The organism is Pseudoalteromonas sp. NZS11 (assembly GCF_015864765.1).
GTDB lineage: Bacteria > Pseudomonadota > Gammaproteobacteria > Enterobacterales > Alteromonadaceae > Pseudoalteromonas > Pseudoalteromonas arctica.
In genome coordinates, this window is record NZ_JADYWP010000002.1 from 628,695 (window position 1) to 649,524 (window position 20,830).

Annotated in this window: 16 protein-coding genes; 8 read left to right on the plus strand and 8 right to left on the minus strand. The window is 40.7% G+C overall.

The annotated features are described in order from the left end of the window. Positions 1 to 2: 2 nt before the first annotated feature. The 8 genes from I6E82_RS06435 to I6E82_RS06470 all read left to right on the plus strand — a co-directional run bounded on the left by I6E82_RS06435 (position 3) and on the right by I6E82_RS06470 (position 12,180). Positions 3 to 821 carry a DUF547 domain-containing protein gene (locus I6E82_RS06435; protein WP_024591910.1) on the plus strand — a complete coding sequence of 273 codons (819 nt, stop codon included), beginning with the start codon at positions 3 to 5 and terminating at the stop codon, positions 819 to 821. Next, positions 808 to 2,142 carry an ABC transporter substrate-binding protein gene (locus I6E82_RS06440; protein ID WP_197117197.1) on the plus strand — a complete coding sequence of 445 codons (1,335 nt, stop codon included), beginning with the start codon at positions 808 to 810 and terminating at the stop codon, positions 2,140 to 2,142. The genes I6E82_RS06435 and I6E82_RS06440 overlap by 14 nt, the downstream gene beginning before the upstream one ends. Further along, entirely contained in the window at positions 2,139 to 3,893 is a 1,755-nt protein-coding gene (locus I6E82_RS06445; RefSeq protein WP_197117199.1) for an ABC transporter permease, read from the plus strand. The genes I6E82_RS06440 and I6E82_RS06445 overlap by 4 nt, the downstream gene beginning before the upstream one ends. Positions 3,894 to 3,964: 71 nt before the next feature. After that, positions 3,965 to 4,603, plus strand: a complete 639-nt coding sequence (locus I6E82_RS06450) for an ATP-binding cassette domain-containing protein (protein ID WP_002960109.1) — start codon at positions 3,965 to 3,967, stop codon at positions 4,601 to 4,603. Positions 4,604 to 4,635: 32 nt separating this feature from the next. After that, positions 4,636 to 5,316, plus strand: coding sequence for a CDP-alcohol phosphatidyltransferase family protein (locus I6E82_RS06455; RefSeq protein WP_165735596.1), 681 nt, complete (start codon positions 4,636 to 4,638; stop codon positions 5,314 to 5,316). After that, entirely contained in the window at positions 5,309 to 6,100 is a 792-nt protein-coding gene (locus I6E82_RS06460) for a sterol desaturase family protein (protein ID WP_197117202.1), read from the plus strand. The genes I6E82_RS06455 and I6E82_RS06460 overlap by 8 nt, the downstream gene beginning before the upstream one ends. A gap of 420 nt (positions 6,101 to 6,520) precedes the next feature. Continuing rightward, positions 6,521 to 9,181, plus strand: coding sequence for a glycoside hydrolase family 16 protein (locus tag I6E82_RS06465; RefSeq protein ID WP_197117204.1), 2,661 nt, complete (start codon positions 6,521 to 6,523; stop codon positions 9,179 to 9,181). Positions 9,182 to 9,246: 65 nt separating this feature from the next. Continuing rightward, positions 9,247 to 12,180, plus strand: coding sequence for a TonB-dependent receptor (locus I6E82_RS06470; RefSeq protein WP_197117206.1), 2,934 nt, complete (start codon positions 9,247 to 9,249; stop codon positions 12,178 to 12,180). Positions 12,181 to 12,231: 51 nt separating this feature from the next. Here the strand turns inward: I6E82_RS06470 and I6E82_RS06475 are convergent, their stop codons facing one another. The 8 genes from I6E82_RS06475 to exaC form a co-directional block, all read right to left on the minus strand. Then, positions 12,232 to 13,704, minus strand: coding sequence for a S41 family peptidase (locus tag I6E82_RS06475; protein ID WP_165721693.1), 1,473 nt, complete (start codon positions 13,702 to 13,704; stop codon positions 12,232 to 12,234). A gap of 173 nt (positions 13,705 to 13,877) precedes the next feature. Further along, a complete protein-coding gene (locus I6E82_RS06480; protein WP_165721694.1) occupies positions 13,878 to 14,249 on the minus strand; it encodes a DUF3703 domain-containing protein in 372 nt (123 codons plus the stop codon). 104 nt (positions 14,250 to 14,353) lie between these two features. Next, entirely contained in the window at positions 14,354 to 15,592 is a 1,239-nt protein-coding gene (locus I6E82_RS06485) for a cation:proton antiporter (RefSeq protein WP_165721695.1), read from the minus strand. A 189-nt stretch (positions 15,593 to 15,781) separates the two neighbouring features. Further along, the gene (locus I6E82_RS06490) at positions 15,782 to 16,324 is read right to left on the minus strand and encodes a DoxX family protein (RefSeq protein WP_231616707.1); all 543 of its coding nucleotides are present in this window, start codon (positions 16,322 to 16,324) and stop codon (positions 15,782 to 15,784) included. Between the two features lie 30 nt (positions 16,325 to 16,354). Next, entirely contained in the window at positions 16,355 to 17,182 is an 828-nt protein-coding gene (locus I6E82_RS06495) for an HvfC/BufC N-terminal domain-containing protein (RefSeq protein ID WP_165728986.1), read from the minus strand. After that, positions 17,182 to 18,105: an MNIO family bufferin maturase gene (gene bufB / locus I6E82_RS06500; RefSeq protein WP_165721698.1), complete on the minus strand. Its 924-nt coding sequence runs from the start codon at positions 18,103 to 18,105 to the stop codon at positions 17,182 to 17,184. The genes I6E82_RS06495 and bufB overlap by 1 nt, the downstream gene beginning before the upstream one ends. After that, positions 18,095 to 18,442, minus strand: coding sequence for a BufA1 family periplasmic bufferin-type metallophore (locus tag I6E82_RS06505; protein WP_024591926.1), 348 nt, complete (start codon positions 18,440 to 18,442; stop codon positions 18,095 to 18,097). The genes bufB and I6E82_RS06505 overlap by 11 nt, the downstream gene beginning before the upstream one ends. Positions 18,443 to 19,222: 780 nt before the next feature. Continuing rightward, positions 19,223 to 20,743, minus strand: coding sequence for an acetaldehyde dehydrogenase ExaC (gene exaC, locus I6E82_RS06510; RefSeq protein ID WP_197117208.1), 1,521 nt, complete (start codon positions 20,741 to 20,743; stop codon positions 19,223 to 19,225). Positions 20,744 to 20,830 lie beyond the last annotated feature (87 nt).

The following is a 20,830-nucleotide window of genomic DNA, read 5'->3' on the forward strand; positions in this document are numbered from 1 at the left end:
TTATGTTTAAAACACCTCTAAAAGCATTGCTACTTGGTTCGGCTTTAGTTGTAACATCGTTTGCAACGTCATTTTCGGCCCAAGCCCAAAACATGCACGATAGCTGGAATGCATTGTTAAATAAGCATGTTGTTGCTATTAACCATAATCACAGTACTGAGGTTGATTACGCTGCTATAAAACGTGAGCATGCACAGCTAAAAACGTATTTAGATTCGTTAACGGCTGTAACGCAAAGCGAATTTGACGCATGGGAAAAGCCTAAGCAACTCGCTTTTTTAATCAATGCTTATAATGCGTGGACTGTTGAGCTTATTTTAACTAAGTACCCTGATCTCAAGTCAATTAAAGACTTAGGAAGCTTTTTTAGCTCACCATGGAGTAAAGAGTTTGTGCCATTACTTGGCAAAACTCGCAGCCTTGATGGTATAGAGCATGGTTTAATACGTGGCAGCGGTAAATACAACGACCCACGCATTCACTTTGCAGTAAATTGCGCGAGTATTGGTTGCCCAGCGCTTCGAGAAGAAGCGTATACAGCCACTGATTTAGAAAGCCAATTGCAAGAGCAAACGGTGCGCTTTTTATCAGATATGACACGTAATATGGCTCAAGAAAATACGCTAAGCGTGTCTTCAATATTTAAGTGGTACGGCGACGACTTTGAAAAAGGCTTTAGAGGTACAAACACGCTACAGCAATTTTTCTTGCAATACAGCGATGCACTTAAACTGATACCCGCTCAGCAAAAAGCACTTAAAAATGATGACATGAAAGTTAAATTTTTAGACTATAACTGGGATTTAAATGTTCGCCATTAAGTTTTGGCAAACACAGGCGCGATACAGCTTTTGCTGTGTCGCGTTTTGCGTTTGTACAATCGCAAATTTAGCTGCTTTTTCGAGCACCGCGTTTGCTAATACCGTTATTAACTCAAATAGTAAAAGTAATTTAGTAATTAACACACAACAGGGATCTCGCTGGCAACAAATTCAAACACTTGGTAGCAATCAAGATGTATACTTTTATGCATGGGGCGGCGACGCGCAAATAAATGCTTATATTCAATGGGCAGCGCAGCAAGTTAAAACTAAGTACAACATTAACCTAGTGCATGTAAAATTAAGCGATACCAGCGAAGCAGTAAGCCGTGTACTTGCCGAAAAATCAGCAAACAATAACAACCAAGGCAGCGTAGATTTAATGTGGATCAACGGGGCTAACTTTGCCACCATGAGTGAGCACTCTCTGCTTTTAAAAAAATGGGCGAGTAAACTCCCCTACTTTGCATTAACCGATCCGGCTAATAACCCTGCTGTAACCTTTGATTTTGGTTTACCTACCAATGGGATGGAGGCTCCATGGGGGCAAGCGTCACTTACGTTTTATTACGACAGCATTGCAATAAATGGTAATGCAAACAACAAATTGCCGACTACATTAAACGAATTATTAAACTGGAGCGCGCAAAACCCTGGTCGCTTTAGTTACCCAAAGCCGCCTGACTTTTTAGGTATGAGCTTTTTAAAATACGCCTTAGTTGTACTGCATCAGCAAAGCAGCGAAAACATTAAAGCGCAGTTAAACCAACCAGCTACCGCTTTAAATACTGCACAAGTGCTAAATCCGTTATGGGACTTTTTAGATAAACTACACCCAACTCTTTGGCGTGGTGGCACTCATTTTATGCAAAGTGGTGCTCAAATGCGCCGCTTAGTAGACGATACAGAGTTGAGTTTAGCCTTTACTTTTTCAGCACCTGAAGTACCGGCAGCTGTAAAACGCTATGATTTACCAAACAGCATTCGCAGTTACGCAATGAGTGATGGCAGTTTAAGTAATACCCATTTTGTGGCAATCCCTTACAATGCAAGCCACCAGCAAAGTGCGCAATTACTGGCTAATTTTTTACTCAGCCCTGAAGCGCAAGCTGAAAAACAAAAAGCGCATATATGGGGCGATAAAAGCGTACTTATTCAATCAACGTTAACGCCTGATCAGCAAGCCTTATTTAAAACAGCTAAACCGCATCCAAGTGCACTGCCTTTAAACAGTATTAAACGCACATTGAGCGAACCTCATCCAAGCTGGGTAAACGCCATTATGCAAGGTTGGCAAACCCGTTATGGAGTAAGCCAATGAGCGTTATTTCAAAAAGTGTACCAGTAAATACCAAAGCAACAACGCAGTGCAGCACCGATATGTTTACGCGCATTGTAAAATTTAGCCCGCGATTTTTACTCGCTTTACTTATACTACCCGTACTTGGTGGCTTAATTAGCGTATTGCTGCCTGCCTTTGGTTATGCGCCCGTACTTGAGCAAACAACGTTTAGCTTGCAAGGTTTTAATGCCCTTTGGCAAACACCTGGCCTTACTCAAATGGTTACCTTAAGCGTTGCAACGGGCTTAATAAGTACTCTGCTTGCATTTATCATTACCTTAATGATTTTAGCTGCGTTTTTTAATAGCCCGTGGCTTAACCGAATTCAGCGTTTATTGAGCCCTATATTAGTGATACCTCATGCCGCTGCGGCTATTGCAGTAGGGTTTTTAATTGCCCCTTCAGGTATGATTTCACGCTTAGCGTCGCCTTGGTTAAGCGGCTGGGAACTTGCGCCAAACGGCATGTTTCCGCATGATTCGTTCGGTATTAGTATTATTTTAGGCTTAACACTAAAAGAGCTTCCGTTTTTATTATTAATGGCACTGGGCGTACTTGCTCAACCTGAGCTTGGCAAAAAATTACACCAACAACATAAGGTTGCGCTTAACTTAGGTTATTGTCCAATGACCGCCTTTTTTAAAGTAATACTGCCAAGTCTTTATCCGCTACTGCGTTTGCCGCTTTTAGCAGTGCTTGCCTATGCAAGCGCAAGTGTAGAAATGCCTCTTATATTAGGCCCAAATACACCACCCACGTTGGCCGTTGCAATAATGCATTGGTTTAACGATGTTGATTTAAACCTGCGTATTAAAGCCTCAACAGGTGCTTTATTACAACTGGCTGTTACAGGCGGTTTGTTAGCCCTTTGGCTTGGCGGGGAAAAGGCCGTAAAAGTGCTATTTAGCGACTCTCTCACTAATGGAGTGCGCGAATACGGCGGATTTTATTGGCAAAAAATAACGGTCGTACTCACCGCATTAGTAATTAGCTTTATACTGTTGTCACTTATTGGTTTAGTTATGTGGTCGGTTGCAGGTTTTTGGCGCTTTCCAGATGCAATGCCTGAGCAATTTACACTACTGCATTTTAAAAGTGCGCTAATGCAAATGGGCAGTCCGCTTTTTAATACGCTAGCAATCGGTTTAGTAACCACACTATTTGCCATTATTCTTACTTTATTGTGTTTAGAATCAGAGCAGTTGAGTGACAAACCTATTTCTCGTTTTACCAGTTTAATTATTTACTTACCGTTATTAGTACCCAGTATTGCCTTTTTGTTTGGGCTAGTATGGATACAACAATTGGTAAATAACCAAGCTGCATTTTTTAATGTAGTACTTACTCATTTACTGTTTGTGTTGCCTTATGTGTTTTTGTCACTTGCGAGCAGCTATAGGCGCTTAGATCCTCGTTTTGCTCATGTTGCAGCAAGTCTAGGCGCAGCGCCATGCAAGGTGTTTTTTAAAGTAAAACTACCTCAGTTGTTTGCCCCTATTTTAATTGCAGCCGCACTGGGCTTAGCAATTAGTTTTGGACAATACCTCCCCACGCTTTTAGCTGGCGGCGGGCGCATAGCCACAATAACAACCGAAGCTGTTACGCTTGCCAATGGCGCAAGCAGACGCACCAGTGCCGTGTACGCTATTATGCAAATGGCGTTGCCACTTATTGGATTTATACTGGCATGGGGTTTACCTAAATATTTTTTCAAAAGTGCACGTGTTTAAAAGTACGCAAGTTTAAAAGTGCACATATTTAAAGCACCCATGTTTAACACTATCAGGGTTAAGGTTTTTTAATGCAGTCATCGTTACAGATTAAAAATTGTCAGCTTTATCGCCAAAATGAGCTGCTACTTAGCTTAAACGAGCAAGTTAATGGCGGTGAAATTCTGACTATTATGGGCCCATCAGGCAGTGGTAAATCAAGCTTATTAAATTGGCTTACGGGTACTTTACCAAGTAGCTTTAAGGCCAATGGAGAGGTATGGCTTAATGGTCAAAATATCGATAACACCCCTCCACACTTACGCCATATTGGAGTGCTTTATCAAGACGCTTTATTGTTTTCGCATTTAACTGTTGCTGGTAACATTGCCTTTGCAATGCCCAAAGGTAATAAAAAACAACGTCTTGAAAAAATAGAACATGCACTTGAGCAAGTAGGTCTTAAAGATATGGGCAATCGTCACCCCGATAACTTATCGGGCGGGCAACAAGCCCGTGTTGCATTATTACGTATGCTGCTGAGCGAACCTAAAGCCATTTTACTCGACGAACCCTTTAGCAAACTCGACACCCAATTGCGTGTTGATACACGCGAACTCGTGTTTAGCCAAATACGCGATCATAAGCTACCTGCAATTATGGTAACTCATGACCATAGCGACGCCGACGCTGCAAATGGCAAACTCATTACTTTAAATAGCGCACTTTAATTCGTGGCTTTAATACGCATAAGGTAACAAACATGCTAGACAAATTTATCACCCCTGTAATTAAGCCACTTTTAACACCTGTGGTTATGCTTATGCATAAACGCGGCATAACCGCCGATCAGCTCACTGTTGTAGGCTTTTTAGTTGGCTTATTAGCCGTGCCATTACTGGCGTTTGAAATGTGGTACGGCGCATTAGTTGCCATTGCTTTAAATCGAATTTTAGATGGACTTGATGGCGCATTAGCACGCTATGCAAACCAAAGTTCAAGCGCGGGTGGCTTTTTAGATATCACACTCGACTTTTTATTTTACGCGGCTATTCCGCTTGGCTTTATTTTGGCAAACCCTGAGCAAAACGCGATAGCGGGATCGTTATTACTTGCCACTTTTATTGGTACGGGCTCAAGCTTTTTAGCTTTTGCGATTGCCGCCGAAAAATTTAAACTCGAAAAACCGCAATTTAAATACAAAAGTTTTTACTACTTAAACGGCTTAACCGAAGGCACTGAAACAATAGCGCTATTTATTGCATTTTGTATTTGGCCGCAGCACTTTGCAGTTATGGCGAGCATTTTTGCTATTGCGTGTGGCATAACTATTTTTACCCGTATACATGGCGGTTATCACACGCTTAAGCAACAAGAAGCCGATGCTAACAAAGCAGCTGAAGACTCGCTTAGCAGTGCAAATTCAGAGGTAATAAATGACTAATGAAGTATGGTGGCGACTCGGCTGCTTTTTTAGCATTTTAATTATAATGATGCTGCTTGAATGGCAAAAGCCTGCTCGCCAAGCACCTATTAAAAGCAGTACACGTTGGTTTGCTAATTTTGGGTTAGTGTTTGCTTCATCAGTTATTGCGCGCTTAGTGGTCCCTATTGGGTTAACCGCTGTTGCACTTTACACTCAAGAGCACGGCATTGGCTTATTTAATCAAATAGCCCTACCAAGCAGTTTAATTATTATATTGAGCATACTTTTACTCGATATATTAATTTATTGGCAGCATAGATTATTTCATCAAGTGCCTATTTTATGGCGTTTGCACCGTGTACACCACGCCGATGCACATGTAGATACAAGTACTGGCTTGCGCTTTCACCCTATCGAAATTGTGCTGAGCATACTTATAAAACTCATTGCAGTAACTGCTCTTGGCGTACCTGCCATTGCGGTACTTATATTTGAAATAGCACTTAATGGTTTAGCATTATTTAATCATGCAAATATACGCTTACCTAAAGCCATTGAAAAGCCACTGCGTTTAATATTAATGACGCAAATATTGCATCGAATTCACCATAGCCAAGTTGTTAGCGAAACTAACTCAAACTATGGTTTTAGTGTAATTTGGTGGGATAAACTATTTGGTAGCTACAAAGATAAAGCAAAAAAAACCGACGCAGATATAAATATTGGCTTAAAAGAGTACCCCAACCAAAAGCAAAATGCATCACTTTGGGGATTACTTTCAATGCCTTTTAAAAACAAGTAAAAACAAATATATTTCGTCCCATACAATACCAATCGACTTAAAATTGCTGTTATGTAGATTGGTATAAACAAAATACTCTTTAAATACTATAAATATACCTGTCACTAACCTTTTAATTGTTAAGTCCTTTCCTACTTTTTGACGTAAAAAATATTCCGTTCTTGCTCCCATCAAAAAACACAAACAACGTAACCATTTGTATAAAATGCAATTTATGTACAGTCTCAAATTGGTAAACTGGTCTTACCGTAAACTAATTGTAAATAAAATAAACAAATATGTTGACCATTTGCGTACTCCACAATATCATTTGTAAGCGCTTACAAAACACATATCAAAATGTAAGCGCTTACAGCACGAAAAAACAAAGCTCAAAAAACAATTAATCTGACAATAATCTGTTGAAACCGGGGTTCAGTTATGAACATTGAAACAACGCACATTACACGTTTACTTGCCGCTATCTCTTTAGTTACGTTAGCTGGCTGTGGTGGCGACTCTGCCACTAAATCAAATTTTGAAAATGTAGATGCCTCTGAACCAGTATCAGATTGGCAAATGGTTTGGAGCGACGAGTTTGAAGGCTCAGCCATTGATACAAACAAATGGAACTATGAATTAAACTGCAATGGCGGTGGTAACAACGAGAAACAGTGTTACACCGACAGCGAGCAAAATGCATTTATTGCAGACGGTGTGTTAAACATTGTTGCCCTACCCGCTGAAGAAGGTGCAGAAAAACCTTACACTTCAGCGCGCTTAAATACGCGTTACAACGCTGACTTTACGTATGGTCGCTTTGAAGTGCGCGCCAAACTTCCATCAGGACAAGGTAGCTGGCCAGCATTTTGGATGCTGCCAACAGATGAAGTTTACGGCACTTGGCCTCGTTCTGGCGAAATAGATGTTTTAGAATCAGTAAATCTTAAAACACCGGATGAAGACGGTGGAATAGAGTCAAGCATCCACGGCACACTTCATTACGGACGCGCGTGGCCAGATAACAGCTCTACGGGCAAAGAATTTAAATTCCCTGAAAATACTAACCCGGCAGATGATTTCCACACGTATGCTGTTGAATGGCAAGAAGGTGAAATTCGCTGGTACGTAGACGGTTACCTTTATGCAACTCAGCGTCAATCAGAAGTTCGTACTAATGCAAGTGACGAGGCTGTAGGTCTAAAACACCGTGGCTGGTTTGCAGAATATTTTGAGCAAGGTTCTGGCGAGCTTGAAACTCACTGGGATAGCGCACCATTTGATAAAGATTTTCACTTATTGCTAAACCTAGCAGTAGGCGGTGACTGGCCTGAAAACGTAAATGATTTAGGTGTAGATGCTAGCGCATTTGAAAACGGCCAAACCTTTGCTATTGATTACGTACGCGTTTATCAATGTGCATCAAACCCTGAAACAGGTAAAGGCTGTGAAACTATTCGCCCGGGTTACAATAGCCTAGACGATGCTTTGCTTGAAGGCGATGCACCAATTCCTAGCCCACCTTCGACAGGCATTGCAACACCATTAACTATCTTTGGTGAGTCATTTAATCCAAACTGGCCTGCATGGGATTGTTGTGGTGGTTCTACTCCCGCTATTGTTGCAGATGAAACCCAAGGTGATGTAGTTGAATTTGTAGTAGGTGCAGAACCCACAGTAATGGGCTTTATTAGCCGTGAAATTTTTATTACTGACGAAGCAGGAAAAGCTAGCCCATTTGATGCATCTCCAATGCTGGATGAAGGTTACGTTCGCTTTAAAATGAAAGTAACAAGTGCACCAGGCACAGCTGATGCAGCTTGGCTTGTAAAACTTGAAAGTAATGAAGGTTCTAGCGCAGTAGAAATGCCAATTACAGATAGTCTTGAAGGCGTAAGCCCTGTTGTTGGCCAATGGCAAACTTATACATTTTTACTAAAAGATTTAGATGCTGCAGATTTAGATATTAGCGCAATTGATGTGATCATGGTGTTTCCAGCATGGGGCGCAGGTGAAGGCGCTGTTTATTTAATTGACGATGTTGAGATTACTCAAGATAACTTAGGCGTATCACCTGAGCTTACTATTTTTGAAAATGAGCAAAATCTAGCATGGCCAATGTGGGATTGTTGTGGTGGCTCAACCCCAGTTGAAGCCATGGATGATGAAGAACATGGTCTAACCGCAGAATTTAGCATTGGTGCAGAGCCTACTGTAATGGGCTTTAATAGCCGCACATCGTCAGGTGGCGCAGGCGAATCGTTTGATGCTAGTAGCATTTTAGATGAAGGTGTTATTCAATTTGATTTAAAAGTAACCTCAGCGCCTAGCGATCCAGCTACACCGTGGTTGTTTAAAGTTGAGTCAAATGAAGGTGACTCTGCAGTAGAGCTTGAATTAACGGCAAGTGTTGAAGGCGAAGCACCAGTTACTGGCGAGTGGCAAACATATACATTTAAACTCTCTGATCTTGCAGCTGCTGGCTTAGATGTAAGTACTATAGATGTATTAATGATTTTCCCAGCATGGGGTGCAGGTGAAGGCTCTGTTTACCGTGTAGATAACGTTAAAATTTATAATCCAAATGCAGCGCCAGCTGCAACGGGTGAGCTTACTGTATTTAAAGATGCAGCGGCCGAGCAATGGAGTATTTGGGATTGTTGTGGTGGCTCTACACCAACAACAGAAACCGATGATGACGCGCATGGCGCAGTAGCGCAATTTAGCATTGGTTCTACTGCTACAGTAATGGGCTTTATAGCTGATGAAGACGTATCGTTTGATGCCTCTGCAATACTTGAAAATGGTGTAGTTCAATTTGATATGAAACTAGTCTCTGCGCCTTCAAATATTGATGCTCAGTGGCTATTTAAAATTGAATCAATTGGTACATCAAGCGCAGTAGAGCTTGCTTTATCAAGCAGTGTTGAAGGCCAAGCACCTGTAACGGGCGAATGGCAAACATACACCTTCCCTCTTCAGCAATTGTTTGATGCAGGCTTAGACATTAGCGCATTAAACGTAATTATGGTTTTTCCTAGCTGGGACATGGGCGATGGCGCGCTTTACCGTATAGATAACGTGATTATTGCAAATCCATAAAACACACACCAATGGGCGCTTAGCGCCTATTGCTACACAACAACATTTTATAAAGCAGAGCTATTATGAACACATTCAATTTTAAAAAGAGCCAACTTGCGGCTTCTGTGTCTCTCATCATTGCTGCGAGCACATTAAACACAGCTATCGCTGCAGAAGCAGACATATCAGCAAAGCCTGATGTAGAAATTATTGAAGTAAAAGGTATTCGTGGTTCACTTATTCGTTCTATGGATATGAAACGCGACTCTTCGGGTATTGTAGATGCTATCTCGTCTGAAGAAATGGGTAAATTCCCAGATACAAACTTAGCAGAATCATTACAGCGTATTACCGGTGTATCGGTAAGCCGCGCTAACGGTGAAGGTAGCCAAATTACAGTACGTGGTTTTGGTCCAGAGTTTAACTTGATTACCTTAAATGGCCGCCAAATGCCGGGCACAGGTTATACACGCTCGTATAACCTTGAAAACGTTGCCTCTGAAGGCGTAAGTGCGCTTGAAGTGTTTAAAACAGCTCGTGCAGACGTGCCAAGCGGTGGCTTAGGTGCAACGGTTAATATTTCTACTGCGCGACCTTTTCAAAAGCCAGGTCAAAATTTTTCGGCAACCGTTAAAGCAAACCACGACTCGTCGAACGAAGCTGGCGATGACGTAACACCAGAGTTTTCTACTGTTTACAGCAATACCTTTGTAGATGACACTTTTGGTTTCGGTTTTTCATTTTCGCACCAAGAGCGTGACTTTCAAAAACAAAGTGCCAATATTCAAGGCTGGCAGGCAAACGTAGACTTACCTGAATTAGATAGCAGCAACGTAGTTGATAACCGCACAGATTCTGCAGGTAACTACTACTTCCCTAAAGACATGAACTACTCTATTGAAGATGTAGAGCGTGAACGTACAAATGGGCAAGTTACTTTTCAATACGCACCGGTCGATGGCTTTGTAGCAACACTTGATTACACAGCAAGTAAAGCTGTAACTGGCTCTCAAAGCATTGGTTGGGGTATTTGGAACGACTTTGGTAGCAATATAAATGGCTACGAACTAGATGAAAATGGCACTGCAGTATATGCAGACATTAGCGGTAATGACGCGTCATTCACAGCTAATAAAGGCACTACAGAAGTAAAAGCCCGCTCTCTTGGTTTAAACCTAGATTGGGAAATTAGCGACACGTGGCACGTAGAGCTTGATTACCACGACTCTAAAAACGAAACCGATAACGGCGCCGACAACGGGCTGGGAAGTGCAGGCCAAGTAATTTTAGGGTCTGATCAGCTAGCTAATAAAATTTATGATTACCGCACGGGCGAAGTACCTAGTGCACAAGTTAATTGGTTAAATGGCACAAGTGAATTAACGCCTGGCGAAATTGATTCAAACTTTAGTCAGTTTACTCACTCGCCGGGTGAATCAAACATTGAACAATTACAGCTGCACACAACATGGTATAACGAAAGCTATGACATTGGTTTAGTTAAAGTTAAATTTGGCGCATCACGTACAGAACAAAACACAGGTGGTTACACCGCGTGGAGTGGTTTAGTAGGTGGCCCAGGTTTTAACCCATCATATACAGAAATATTCCCAGACGGCATGTTTACCCGTAATGATACATCAGGCCTTTTAGATCAGTTTGATGGCGGCGGCAGTGACTTACAACCTGGTTACTACTATACCTATGACTTTGACGAAGCTGTTGCACGCCAAATTGCTTACTTAACGGCAGATGTTACAGGTGGCGATGCATATGCCGCTAATGCATACGCAGACGGAATAGATAGCGAGAGCTACGTAGAAGAAATCACTAATAGCTTTTATGTTCAATCAAGCTGGGAGTTTGACGTAAGTAACTACTACGTAAAAGTAAATGCAGGCCTACGCTATGAGCAAACAGACGTAACCAGTACTGTACGTCAACGCGTTGAAGATCAAGTTAACTGGATCAGCGCTTCAGAGTGGATCATGCAATACGCTGCTGGCGGCGATGATAACTTCTTAGAGCAACAAGGTGATTACGATGTTTTACTGCCTTCAATCGACGTAAGTGTTGATTTAACTGAAGACGTAGTAGCCCGCGTATCTTGGGGTAAAACAATGTCGCGTGCACCACTAGGTAATCTAGCCGGTGGTCGTAGTTTAACAGGCAGCCCAAAACCAGGTTCTCGTACAGGTGGCCAAGGTAATACAAACTTATTACCGTTTGAATCAACAAACCTTGATTTATCACTTGAGTATTACTACGCAGAAGGCAGCTACGCATCTGTTGGTTACTTTAAAAAAGATGTTGATAACTTTATTCAAACCACCATTACGCAAACCACTATTGATGGCTTGCACGATATTTTAAACGGCCCTCGTTACTTACAAGCCGTAAGCGATATTGAATCACGTGGCGAGCAAGCAACAACCGACGCTATTTTTGCACAAATGATTGCCAGCGGTTACGGCAATGCAAATGGCGTTATTGAGCCAAACAGCGACGATCCGCTAATTACATGGAATATTAGCCAGCCACAAAACACCGACAGTAAATCGGTAGATGGTTTTGAAGTTGCAGTTCAGCACTTAATTGGTGAAACCGGTTTTGGTGTTGGTGTTAACGCAACATTTGTAGATGGCGACGTTGAATTTGATAGCGAAAGCCTAGATCAACAAGCACCGCTTACAGGCTTAAGCGACTCAGCTAACTTCCAAGGCTTTTACGAAAAAGACGGCCTATCGGTTAAAATCACTTACGCATGGCGCGACTCATACCTAATTGGTGTAGGCCAAGCACAAGGCTCAGCTGATGCACCGCCGCAATATGCTAAAGCCTACGGCCAATGGGATATGAGCGTTAACTACGATGTAAACGAAAACGTAACGGTATTTTTTGATGGCATAAACTTAAACAATGCAACCGAAGAAGGTTACGGACGTTACGAAGAGCAGTTCTTATTTGCTAATCAATACGGTCCGCGTTACTCAATTGGTGCACGTTACACGTTCTAAACTATTTCCTAGTTAGAAGGTTAAGCCGCTTGTTACAACAAGCGGCTTTTTTTATAGCGTTTTTATTTGCTCAAGCAACACATTGGTTGTCCAATCAAGGCCGTTATACGCCACATCGGGTTTGTAGTAAGCCCCTGCCCCTCGCGCTCTGTTTACGTATACTTTGTTAGGTACAATCACTTTGCCTAAGCCTGAAGGTAAATCAGCTAAACGTACCTCCATATACATAGAATCAGCACTACTTGGTGCACCAAATAACGTTGTATTTTCAAAAAGCTTAAACTTATCAAGTGCATCTAAACAAGCACTAGCACATTGCGGCGGAACAATAACAAACACCTTGGTTTTAAAGTCACTCACTAAAGGTGTATGTGGTATGTTATTTAGCGTATTAGTTTCTTGTTCTACATAAAACGGGGCATCATTTTCAAGTGATAGAGCCATGCCAGCAGCGACGGTTTTAAGAGTTTTCAGTACTTCGGGTTGATCTTTTACAACGCTAAATAAAGACTCTACATAGTCAGTATTATCTTTTGATGCTCTCCACCATACTTGCGTGTTTTGAGAAGTATTATTTGCTTTTTGCTCTACTACTTTTTGGCCCCATAATCCTTTTGCTATTTGTGAGCTCCAATAAGATGAGCCACCTTGGTTATGGCGCAAATCTAATACCACGGCTTTTGCAGTAAGTAGCTTGCTACGCTGCTGTTGTATTTTTTCAAATACTTTATTGTAGGCAGCAGTTTGTTTTTCGGTTGATGAAAAGCTAGGCATAGCAATCCAAGCAATGTTTTTTTCAGGCCAGGTTAAATCAATGGGGAGTTCATCACCGTTATAAGCATTTTCTAAATGCTTGCTTGCTGACTTAGGCCTCACAGACCAATTTAATACGTGTGTATAGGTATCGCCATTGGCTTTAACAAATTCGCATGCTTTTAGGGGAGTTAAAAATGGATTGCCCTCGTCAATTAGTAACCGCCAACCTTGCTGCCACCAGTGCCCAGGTTGTGCCACTTCACTATGAAACTTAAATATTCTCTCACGCATTAAGGTATCAGTGCTTTGCCCATCACATTGGCTTACAACCTCGCCTTTGCTAATATTGCTGGCTTCGCTGTAATACACTTTTAGCGCATCACCTCGCCAAACAGCACTAAAGCCTGGCCAGCGGCGCGCGGGTCTATCTACGCTTGAAAACGCACCAGCATGACCATCTTGCAACACAGTGCTAAGGCGTGCAATTGCCGCAACATGAACTTGCGGTCCGCTCGCTTGAGCCGACAATGTAAGCGCCTCTGCTTTTGCTTGTTTTAATAAATCAGGGAAAGTTGGGTTATTAACATCAAACATACCAGGGTGATTTTGTGCAGATATACTGTAAGCAGCTTCTATATCACTATTTGTAACACTGCGCCACTGCTCTGGCGTTGTGGGTACAGCTTGCTCATGTCCAGCATTTACAAGTGGTGATAGTAGTAAAGTTGGGAGTAATACATAGTTGATTATTTTTGTTTTTATAGTCATAAAAATCCATTTAATTATTAGCTTTTTAAACATGCTAAGTTAAATATAAGCTGACAATAATGCAAAGTTTACTTTTATTTATAATTAAGAGCTAGTTAGCTAACTGAAGCATTTTTAAAAATTAGTCGGGGAAGCTATTTTTCGCCAAAAATGAAGTACTAATCAATAATGCTTTATTGTACATCTGATTTAGCGCGTGCAATATAATCTGAATACTCAGCAGAAATAGGCATGACTTTGAAGGGGCTGACGTTTGCCCCGCCGGTGTTACCGCTGGGAATTAATCCAAACGCAGTTTTGGTAGCTGCTCCAGCAATACGAAATGTCTGTCCTAAAAGCTCACGTAAATCGTTATGCTTAAACGCCCAGCAAAACATCAATATATGCACTTTAACATGAAAATAAGTAGATTCTTGACCGAGTACATGAGCATTTTCTAAATGCTCAAATGCCTCTATAAACTTGCCATTTTTATTAGCTAAATGAGCTAAATCTAATTCGGCATTTACATATGGTTTTATATTTCTAGTGAATTGACTAAACATACTTCTATCCTTGTAAGCGCATAACGAGTATTTAAAGCAACTCGTTTATAATCTATGTTTATTAATACACAAACCATAGCTGAGTTCCTATTTTGGTTCAATTGCTACTTTTGTTTTTTTAGTTTTGCGAGCTCTCTTGATTTAATCTTTAGCACTTTAATTTTAGCGCCGTACCAATTAGCCATAGGTGCTGCTGCAATACCGTGTATTAAAGTACTCATCCATACAGCGTTAATCGCAACAATTAAAACTGAGTGACCGTACTGGCCTAAAATATCTTTAGAAATAATAAGTGCAAAAAGCGCTGTGGCAAGACCTCGAGGTCCAAAGAACCCCATGAACACTTTTGTTAATACTTTAGCTTTAGTGCCAATTAACGATAGGTAAATAGCAAGAGGCCGTACAATAAATATACTCACTAAAATATAACCAACAACAGGGAGAGTTAAATTCTCAACAGCTGAAGGAAGTAAGCCAAGTCCAATAATAACAAACGAAGTCCATATTAATATTTGCCCTTCACTCTCAGTAAATTGGTATATAAACCGACAATGGCCTTTTACAATATTACCAAAGGCTAAACCTGCAACAAACGCTGATATAAATCCATTTCCTCCCAGTAAACTTGCCATTAGGTATGATGTGCCGGTAAGTGCTAAAACACCAATGCCTTCATATATAGTCGATGATATTTTTTTTGACTCAGAGTATAAAAATAAACGTCCGCTCAAGTACCCCATTAATGCGCCAACCAAAATACCTATAAATATTTGGCTAAATCCAAACACTAACCATGACATTTCATTTTCTTGAGAGCCGGTTTCCATAGCAACTATACTGGCAAAAAATAAAATAACAGGTAATGCTAGTCCATCATTTAAACCGCTCTCAACTGATAAACTTTGTCGCTCGTTTAAAGGTACACTCTCATTACTAACAACCGCTTGACCTAAAGCTGCATCAGTCGGTGCTAAAATTGCCGCAACTAGGGCTAGCATTGCCCAAGGCCACTGTGGGAAGAATAAATAAGCAAAGCCTGTACCAATCAAAATACTCAACGGCAAACCTATCAATAGCATTCTTAAAGGCCATGTATTTTGCCTTTTTAATCTTCGTAGGTTTATTTGTGAAGCATCTAAAAATAATAATACAACTAGCGATATTTCTGCTATTAAATACACGGTTTCATGTGCATCGCCTATATTAATAAGTCCAGCCTGTGATACGGCAAAACCAATACCCAAAAATACCATTGGTGCGGTAATAATGGTTGTGGACAGCTTTTTAGCTAGCATAGAGTAAGCACTAACTGAGAACAGAAGAATGAGTAATCCTATTTCCATTGGGAAATCCTATTAGGCATGGCTTGGTATTTTTATTAGAAAATATCAGGGTTGAGGTTAGTTATATTAAATCAGCACAATTTATTGAATTAATTTGTATAAGCTTATTTTTAACTCTAGTCTAAATAATAACCGGCACCTAAATGATATTAGCCTGCCGGTTACTTTTAACTTTTAATATGCAAAAGCTTATTTAGCTGCTGCACGTTTTGCGTCTAAACCAAGTAACTTATCAATAGACAAAAAGCCAGGCCCACGAGCAAAAATCACTAATAATGAAACAGCCCACCACGATGCCGGATTAATCCAATGATCCAGTGTAGGAAAAACTGCAAGCTGAATAAACAATGTCATACCAATAAGGCCCAGTGCTGCAAAGCGAGAAAACAAACCGATAATCAGTAATATTGGAAGCAGTACCTCAACAACACCAGCAACCACAGCAAGCGTTTCAATTACTTTTACAAGAAATGAGCCATCAACATAATCTAAGGTTTGAGGATTACAAAGCTGCAAAGCACCTTCTCTAACTGGATCAGGACAGAAAAATTCATATTTAAATAGGTCGTATTTATCAACATTAAATTGTAAAAAGCCATCCCATTTGCTCAAACCAGAGTCTAGGAATACTTTAGCGACCATAAAGCGAAGAAAAAACAGCGCTATGGGCTCTAAGAACCGCGATAACTGCTCTCCCATCTGCACGTACAGTTGTTGTATTTTTTTTATCATGCCCATATTTGTTCCTACTCTTGTAATGTACTAATTGATTTGGATTTCTAATAATTCATTTTGTAAGCATGCTGTAAAAGCTTCGCTCACTTCAAAGTTTTCATCTACTGTTATTGCTGCATCAAAAGCTTCACCCAACGACCTACCTGTACCTTGTAGGGCCTGCATAAGTTTAACTTCAGCAGCGCAAAGGGAACGGGCTTGCACCGCACCTTGCAAGCGCCATAACATAATAAAATCCTCAGTAGAGGATTTAGTTACAGCGACATCATTATTATTTGTTTTTAGCGAAATCCATTCAAAAAATGCGCCTTCACTCACACTAAGTAGCAGTACACTGGGGTTAAGCTTTACATTAAGTTCAGTAAGCTCAGTACCTTGTTCCATTAGTTGAGTAACATATTCTATAGTTAAAGTTTCAGTTGAATCAGCGCTCATCAAACTCATTAGCCACGCGTAATCTAAATGCGCAATATCAACTAAGTTCGTATATAAACTTAGTGTACTTAGCTGATTTACAGTGACTTCAAAAATATGCTGATTTTCAATTTCACTATCTTTAATCAAGCCTGCAACAAAGTCTGGAAAGCTTAATCCGTATCCGACCAAAGTGCCCTGCTCTGGCGGAAAACGGTCAACATAAAGTCGTGCCATTTTTCGAAAGTTCTCGCTACCTACTTTTTTTTCACACATAGGAAAGTTAGCTATCAATGCATCAACGCAGCCTTTGTAAAACCCGTTCCTATACACAGCTAATCTTTTAATGTGCGATGGATTTTCGCAAAAATGCTCCATTGCACCTGGATCGCCCGTTCGCAAATAGCGAGTAAAAGCATCAATATATTGGTTGGTACTCATCAGCGAACCACTTCTTTATGAGATATATTTAAGCGACTTTGTAGCTCACTTTGATTCAAATAGCTTTGCGCAGTTTCCCGCTCGATCATAAGCTCTTCAAACGATGGAATATTCGCATCTCGCTCAACAAGTACTGGTCGCTGACCAAATATCTCAATTGCTTGTTCTAGCAAATCCCATACAGGAGTCGCTACCGGTGCTGCATGGCTGTCTATCAGTAATGACTGACCAAGAGCTGGATCAGGATCGTGCCCTGCAATATGAATTTCTCCAACAAGCTCAGCAGGGATCTGCTTTAAATAATCAAGCGCATCAATACCCGTGTTTTTACTACTGATATATAAGTTATTAATATCGATAAGTAAGCCGCATCCAGTACGCTTCGCTGCCTCAACTAAAAACTGAGGTTCATCCATATCACTTATAAAATCTAAATAGTTACTTGGATTTTCAACTAATATTGACCGACCTATGCCCGCCTGGTAACAGTCAATACCATTAATTAAAGACGCAAGTGCATCTTGGGTGCGAGGTAACGGCATTAAGTCTGCAAAATATTTGCCATTCGACTTAGACCATACAGCGTGTTCAGATACCAGCACTGGCTGAAATTCATCAATTAGCGCTTTTACCCGTTTAGTATGAGCAAGCATAGCTTTATGATCAGAGCCTAAAGAGCCACCAACACCATGAAAACTAATATCAAAGTTTTCACGTACAGCTCTGAGATAATTTAATCGAGGACCACCTGCCACAAAATAATTTTCTGTATGCACTTCAAACCAAAGATTATTATTTGTAGATGGCAGCTCTACCTGTAAAGCTAAAATGTCGTCAAGATGTTCTGGTTTTAAACTAAGACCTGCACCTAATTGCTCCCCAGCAACAATGCACTGGGGAAAACCTGCTTTATTAACCTTCAAGCGAACCTTTACCATTAGGAGTTACAACTGATTCACATACACCTTTAGGTGCATATGTCCATGCGTTAGCTTGGAAGTCTGTAGTTGAAGTGCCTTCACAACTCGTTCCTGCACCTGCTTTACAATCATTTTCACCCGCTAAAGCAATACCAAAACATTTATCTTTACGACCGCGAACTTTATCACCAGCTACCCAGCCTTTAAATTGCTCTTGTACTTTTGCTGAAGCACCTTCTGCAACGGTTAATTGACTGTTTGGACCTGCCACAGCACCCGCGCTTAAAACTGCTGCTGATGCACCGATTAATAAAGCCTTAGTTAAATTTACTTTTTTCATTTTTATGCTCCGGATTAAAATATTTTTTCTTGTTTTATCAATGATTGTTAATAATACCAATCCGCAATAATACTTAATCATTTTGCGGGGCTAAACGTGTCGCTACTTGCGTTAAAAAATTCTCATTTAGAACAACTAAATAGCGAATTTTTTGCCTAGCTATCAACACGTTTTTCCATCCTCAAAATAAATCACTTAATTAAGCGAATTNTCCTCAAAATAAATCACTTAATTAAGCGAATTGGTATAAAAACATTCATATTTTGATAAACAAGCACAATGGAGATAAGCAATATCGCCGTTTTATCAATTTAATAGACCTATCGTTGTTATAAAAACTTTCAGATTATTTGCTTACAATGAAAAACAACTGTAAACAAGAAGTAAATATAGTGGACTAAGCAGTTAATACAAACATTAGAAAAGCTAACCTAATTGTTTTGATAATGAATAAGCTTGGAAAAGTTCATATTTAGTGGATTAGATGCATTGAGGCACTTTGTTTTGGTAATGATCTACAAATAGAAATTTACTTAACTGAGGAAGGATAAAAATATTATTTAAAGGTTCCTTATATTTACACCACTCTATACTCGCTAAATTAGCGCTTTTTAAGTAGGACTCGTAAACACCGTCATTATAATGTTATTTTCTGCAACGCTAAAATGTTGGACTACATGGCCATTATCAACGGTTGATTGCCTATAAAAAAAGCGCTACAAATAGGTAGCGCTGGCATTATTACTTAATGGTTGTTTATTTAAAGCTTAGGCTCTTTATTTAAAAGAAGCCGAGCGGATCTTCGCTGTAGCTCACTAATAGGTTTTTAGTTTGTTGGTAGTGCTCCAGTGCCAGTTTGTGCGTTTCGCGCCCTATTCCTGATTTTTTATAACCACCAAACGCAGCGTGTGCTGGGTACATGTGATAGCAGTTAGTCCACACTCGCCCTGCTTCTATTTTGCGACCCATACGATAAGCACGATTCATGTTTCTGCTCCACACACCTGCACCTAAACCAAACTCAGAGCTGTTGGCAAGCTCGAGTGCTTCGGCTTCATCTTTAAAGGTCGACATTGAAATAACAGGGCCAAAAATTTCTTCTTGGAACACACGCATATCGTTTGTGCCCTTTAATAACGTAGGTTGTATGTAGTAACCACCGTTTAAGTCATCACTTAGCTGCTCTACATTACCGCCAGTGAGTACTTCAGCGCCTTCTTTTTTGCCTATTTCAATGTAGCTCAGTATTTTATCAAATTGCGCTTTTGAAGCTTGTGCGCCAACCATAGTTTCGCTATCTAGCGGGTTTCCGCGTTTAATTTTTAAGGTACGTTCGAGTATTCGCTCAATAAACTGCTCGTAAATGTCTTCTTGAATAAACAGCCTTGATGGGCACGTACACACCTCGCCTTGGTTGAAGTAAGCAAGCACGGCGCCTTCAATCGCTTTGGATAAAAACGCATCGTCTTTTTCCATTACATCATTAAAAAATATATTAGGTGATTTACCACCGAGCTCGACCGTTGAAGGAATAATATTTTCAGCAGCGCATTTCAAAATATGTGAGCCCACAGGCGTTGAACCCGTAAATGCAATTTTAGCGATACGCTTGCTTGTTGCCAGTGCTTCACCAGCTTCTTTACCAAAGCCGTTTACTATATTTAATACGCCTGCAGGGAGTAAATCGCCAACTATCTCCATTAAAACTAAAATAGAAGCTGGTGTTTGCTCAGCCGGTTTTAAAATTACACAGTTACCTGCAGCAAGTGCTGGCGCTAGTTTCCAGGCGGCCATTAAAATAGGGAAATTCCACGGAATAATTTGCCCAACCACACCTAGTGGCTCGTGAAAATGATACGCAACGGTGGTTGCGTCTATTTCACCTATAGTGCCGTCTTGCGATCGTAGGCACCCCGCAAAGTAGCGAAAGTGATCTGCCGCTAGCGGAATATCAGCAGCGAGTGTTTCACGAATTGCTTTACCGTTATCCCATGTTTCGGCAACAGCTAGTAACTCTAGGTTTTGCTCAATTCGGTCGGCTATTTTTAGCAGTATGTTACTTCGGTCGGTCACCGACGTTGTGCCCCATTGCTCTCGCACTGCATGCGCTTTGTCGAGTGCCAGCTCTATGTCGTCTTTGTCTGAACGCGGTATTTGGCAAAATACCTTACCGTTTACTGGGCTTATATTATCAAAGTATTGGCCATTTACTGGCTTCACCCACTCTCCGCCAATGTAGTTCCCGTATTGTTGTTTAAAGTTTATGAGTGCGCCATCGCTACCTGGATTTGCATATATCATGTGTGTGCTCTCTTTATTGTTGTTAGCTAAAGGTCGAACATTTATATAAAACAAAATGCTTTATATTTAATCAATGTTGATTGACAT

Coding starts and splice junctions, on each gene's coding strand:
- I6E82_RS06435 (WP_024591910.1), top strand. CDS start 3: ATGTTTAAAACACCTCTAAAAGCATTGCTACTTGGTTCGGCTTTAGTT.
- I6E82_RS06440 (WP_197117197.1), top strand. CDS start 808: ATGTTCGCCATTAAGTTTTGGCAAACACAGGCGCGATACAGCTTTTGC.
- I6E82_RS06445 (WP_197117199.1), top strand. CDS start 2,139: ATGAGCGTTATTTCAAAAAGTGTACCAGTAAATACCAAAGCAACAACG.
- I6E82_RS06450 (WP_002960109.1), top strand. CDS start 3,965: ATGCAGTCATCGTTACAGATTAAAAATTGTCAGCTTTATCGCCAAAAT.
- I6E82_RS06455 (WP_165735596.1), top strand. CDS start 4,636: ATGCTAGACAAATTTATCACCCCTGTAATTAAGCCACTTTTAACACCT.
- I6E82_RS06460 (WP_197117202.1), top strand. CDS start 5,309: ATGACTAATGAAGTATGGTGGCGACTCGGCTGCTTTTTTAGCATTTTA.
- I6E82_RS06465 (WP_197117204.1), top strand. CDS start 6,521: ATGAACATTGAAACAACGCACATTACACGTTTACTTGCCGCTATCTCT.
- I6E82_RS06470 (WP_197117206.1), top strand. CDS start 9,247: ATGAACACATTCAATTTTAAAAAGAGCCAACTTGCGGCTTCTGTGTCT.
- I6E82_RS06475 (WP_165721693.1), bottom strand. CDS start 13,704: ATGACTATAAAAACAAAAATAATCAACTATGTATTACTCCCAACTTTA.
- I6E82_RS06480 (WP_165721694.1), bottom strand. CDS start 14,249: ATGTTTAGTCAATTCACTAGAAATATAAAACCATATGTAAATGCCGAA.
- I6E82_RS06485 (WP_165721695.1), bottom strand. CDS start 15,592: ATGGAAATAGGATTACTCATTCTTCTGTTCTCAGTTAGTGCTTACTCT.
- I6E82_RS06490 (WP_231616707.1), bottom strand. CDS start 16,324: ATGATAAAAAAAATACAACAACTGTACGTGCAGATGGGAGAGCAGTTA.
- I6E82_RS06495 (WP_165728986.1), bottom strand. CDS start 17,182: ATGAGTACCAACCAATATATTGATGCTTTTACTCGCTATTTGCGAACG.
- I6E82_RS06505 (WP_024591926.1), bottom strand. CDS start 18,442: ATGAAAAAAGTAAATTTAACTAAGGCTTTATTAATCGGTGCATCAGCA.
- exaC (WP_197117208.1), bottom strand. CDS start 20,743: ATGATATATGCAAATCCAGGTAGCGATGGCGCACTCATAAACTTTAAA.